Here is a 3023-nt window from a genome sequence, read left to right on the forward strand (position 1 = left end):
AAGACAACGACAAATCATTAATAACAAAAAATGGCCGGAAGATATTTAATCTTCCGACCATGACTAAGCGAAAGCTCCTTTTTTATACTATTTATCGTAAATGTTATTTTTTGTACATAACCTTTTTCACTGCGTCAATTGTCCTTGCAACGTTTGGTAAGGTAGCCTCAATAAGAGTAGGGGCGTAGTGTAAAGGAATATCCATATTGTTTACTCTGATAACAGGAGCATCCAAATGGTCAAAGGCATAACGTTGTAAATGATATGTTATTTCAGATGAAATAGCTGCTAATGGCCAAGCTTCTTCTACAACCACACACCTGTTGGTTTTCTTTACTGAGTCAACAACTGTTTGATAGTCAATAGGTCTTACTGTTCTCAAATCTATCAATTCTACACTTATACCTTCTTTTGCTAATTGTTCGATAGCTGGTAAAACCACTCTTGAAATCATTTTTCCAAACGAAACAATCGTAACATCTTTGCCTTCTTGTATAACATTTGCCTTTCCGATAGGTAAAATATATTCTCCGTCAGGAATCATACCTTTGTCGCCATACATTTGCTCAGACTCCATAAAAATTACTGGGTCGTTGTCACGAATAGATGCCTTCAAAAGACCTTTACATTCATAAGGATTTGATGGAACAACAACTTTCAGTCCGGGGGTATTAGCAAACCAATTTTCGAAGTTTTGTGAGTGTTGAGCTCCAAGCTGACCTGCATTGCCTGTAGGCCCTCTAAACACGATTGGGCAAGAATATTGCCCAGCTGACATGGCCATTATTTTGGCAGCACTGTTGATGATCTGGTCAATGGCAACAAGTGAAAAGTTAAAAGTCATGAATTCAATAATCGGACGACAGCCGTTGATAGCAGCACCAACACCTATACCTGCAAAACCTAGCTCAGCAATTGGGGTGTCAATAACTCTTTTGGGTCCAAACTCATCCAACATTCCTTGACTGGCTTTGTAAGCTCCATTGTATTCAGCTACCTCTTCACCCATTAAGAATATTGTTTCATCACGACGCATTTCTTCTGACATCGCCTCTTTTACAGCATCTCTAAATTGAATTTCTCTCATTTTTGGCTTATAAATAAATTAATTTTGGGCAAAGACCCCAATTGGTCTACAAAAATAGTAAGCTATTGTCAATTTCCGAAATCTATTTGTAGAATTGCGTGATTTCGTTAATTTATTTTTGTCGATTGTTATATTTTCGGTGTTTAAAATTCAATAATTTGATGTTTCCTAAAAAGAGATTATGGGTTTGTTCATCCATTACTATAAGAAGGAATGAAATTTTTATGGGATAAATTTAATTTGGGTTATGTGACCATTTCAAGGTTTTGATTTGTTCGATTTAATTCCGAAGGAATTTAATATTTATAGAAGAAGAATTTTGCAGTGGTTGTACGACCCCTTCGGGGTCGAATTCTTCTCAATGTAGGGCGGTTTTCTATAAAAGTTTGACCCCTTTGGGGTCGAATGCTTCTGATTGGATCGTTTTTCTATAAACACGTGCCCCTTTCTGGGTTTTGTTTTTTGAGTGTTATCTTTGATTAATACTTCATTTATTTTAATCATTTTCAAACCAATCAAACAAATATTCATCCTTATATTCTATCTTAAATTTACTTAAGAACGTTTTATATTCATCCTTGAATCTTATTTTTTTATGATGTTCTTTTTGGTTTTGAATATAGGCAATTACATTATCTAAGGCCGAATGGCTATAAGAAAATGCTCCAAAACCTTCTTGCCATTGAAATTTAGAGGCTGAAAACTTTTTATCGTTAATAAATTCATTGGAAGATTTTTTAATTTCTCTCACTAGATCGGATAAGCTGCATGACGGTTTTATTCCTATAAATATATGAATGTGGTCGGGCATTCCATTTATAGCGAGCAATTTTTGACCTTTATTTATGATAATCCCGGTTATATATTTGTATAATTCTTCCTCCCAAATTGGCTGAATTAAGCTTTCTCTACCTTTTATTGCAAAAACTAATTGAATATAGATTTGTGAAAATGTTCCTGCAATAGTTTTAATAAGTTGTATGTTCTTTTAAATCTTACTTTTTTATTTTTAATAATTCATTGTGCATTTTCTATAAGTTTGATTGTTATATAGCACTATTTAAGGCCAAAATTTCAGTAAAAGTTTATAATAAAGCTTCAAAAAAAACATGTTGCAAAAAACGCACTATACACAATCACTATCCTTTAGTGGTCAATCTATACTTTTCTGGTTTTGATAAAGTTCTAACTATTTTATTTCTGGCTTCTAAATCAAGTTTTACGGTTTCTCCGTACCATTGAACACCGCCCTCAAAATTATCCTTCACTCTCCCATATAATTCTTCCATAAGTTCAGTATGAGTGAGCTCTTTTTCATCCAAAATGGACAGAATGTTTTCTTTAATGAATTCATATTTCTTCAAAGATATTTTCTTGTTGGTCTTACCAGCTTGGGGGTGCAAAGTCTGAAACATATCATCTTTCATCACAATTGAGTTTTGGTGTCAGTTGTTTATTTTGGTTCGAATCTATAAAAAGTTTTACCATTGAATTTACAAATGCCTTCAGTATCCGTTCCAAACCACAATTCTCCCTTTTTGTCTTTGTATATGGTATTTATGGCATTACTGGTAAGACCTTCTTTAGTATTGTAATTGGTGAGGGTTTTTCCATCATATCGCCAAAGGCCTGCGTCAACAGTTCCTATCCAAAGGTCACCCTTTTTGTCTTCATTGATGGCATAAATACGAGCCATTGTGCCAAGAGCCGCTTTTCCGGCTGCCCTAAATTCTTTGTTGCCAAGTCCTTTTTCTTCTGTAAAATTCACCAAGGTTTTGCCATCATATCGAAACAATCCAGCACCATTGTTCCCCATCCAAATATTTCCGTTTTTATCCTCAAAAAGACCAAGAACTGCAGGTCCAGCCAAGCCTTTTTCTGTAAACCAAGTAAACGTTTTGCCGTCGAAACGACATACGCCTTCAGCTTGAGTTCC

At 34.8% G+C, this 3023-nt stretch carries 4 protein-coding genes; all 4 read right to left on the minus strand.

From position 1 onward, the window contains the following. Window positions 1-103 precede the first annotated feature (103 nt). On the minus strand, window positions 104-1087 hold the full coding sequence (locus tag EGI26_RS07090) for a pyruvate dehydrogenase complex E1 component subunit beta (RefSeq protein WP_255077335.1): 984 nt from the start codon (window positions 1085-1087) through the stop codon (window positions 104-106). A 496-nt stretch (window positions 1088-1583) separates the two neighbouring features. After that, window positions 1584-2069 (minus strand): IS200/IS605 family transposase, encoded by a 486-nt coding sequence (tnpA, locus tag EGI26_RS07095; RefSeq protein WP_310587947.1) that lies wholly within the window; start codon window positions 2067-2069, stop codon window positions 1584-1586. A 157-nt stretch (window positions 2070-2226) separates the two neighbouring features. Next, entirely contained in the window at window positions 2227-2514 is a 288-nt protein-coding gene (locus tag EGI26_RS07100; protein ID WP_255077140.1) for a DUF6958 family protein, read from the minus strand. Window positions 2515-2540: 26 nt separating this feature from the next. After that, the coding region (locus EGI26_RS07105; protein WP_303626727.1) for a two-component regulator propeller domain-containing protein at window positions 2541-3023 on the minus strand (483 nt) is incomplete at its 5' end.

Source organism: Lacihabitans sp. CCS-44 (genome assembly GCF_024343735.1).
In the GTDB taxonomy this organism is placed as follows: domain Bacteria; phylum Bacteroidota; class Bacteroidia; order Cytophagales; family Spirosomataceae; genus Leadbetterella.

Bases quoted from the DNA above. Each gene is read 5' to 3' on its own strand.
- EGI26_RS07100 (WP_255077140.1), bottom strand. From the start codon at position 2,514: ATGAAAGATGATATGTTTCAGACTTTGCACCCCCAAGCTGGTAAGACC.
- EGI26_RS07090 (WP_255077335.1), bottom strand. From the start codon at position 1,087: ATGAGAGAAATTCAATTTAGAGATGCTGTAAAAGAGGCGATGTCAGAA.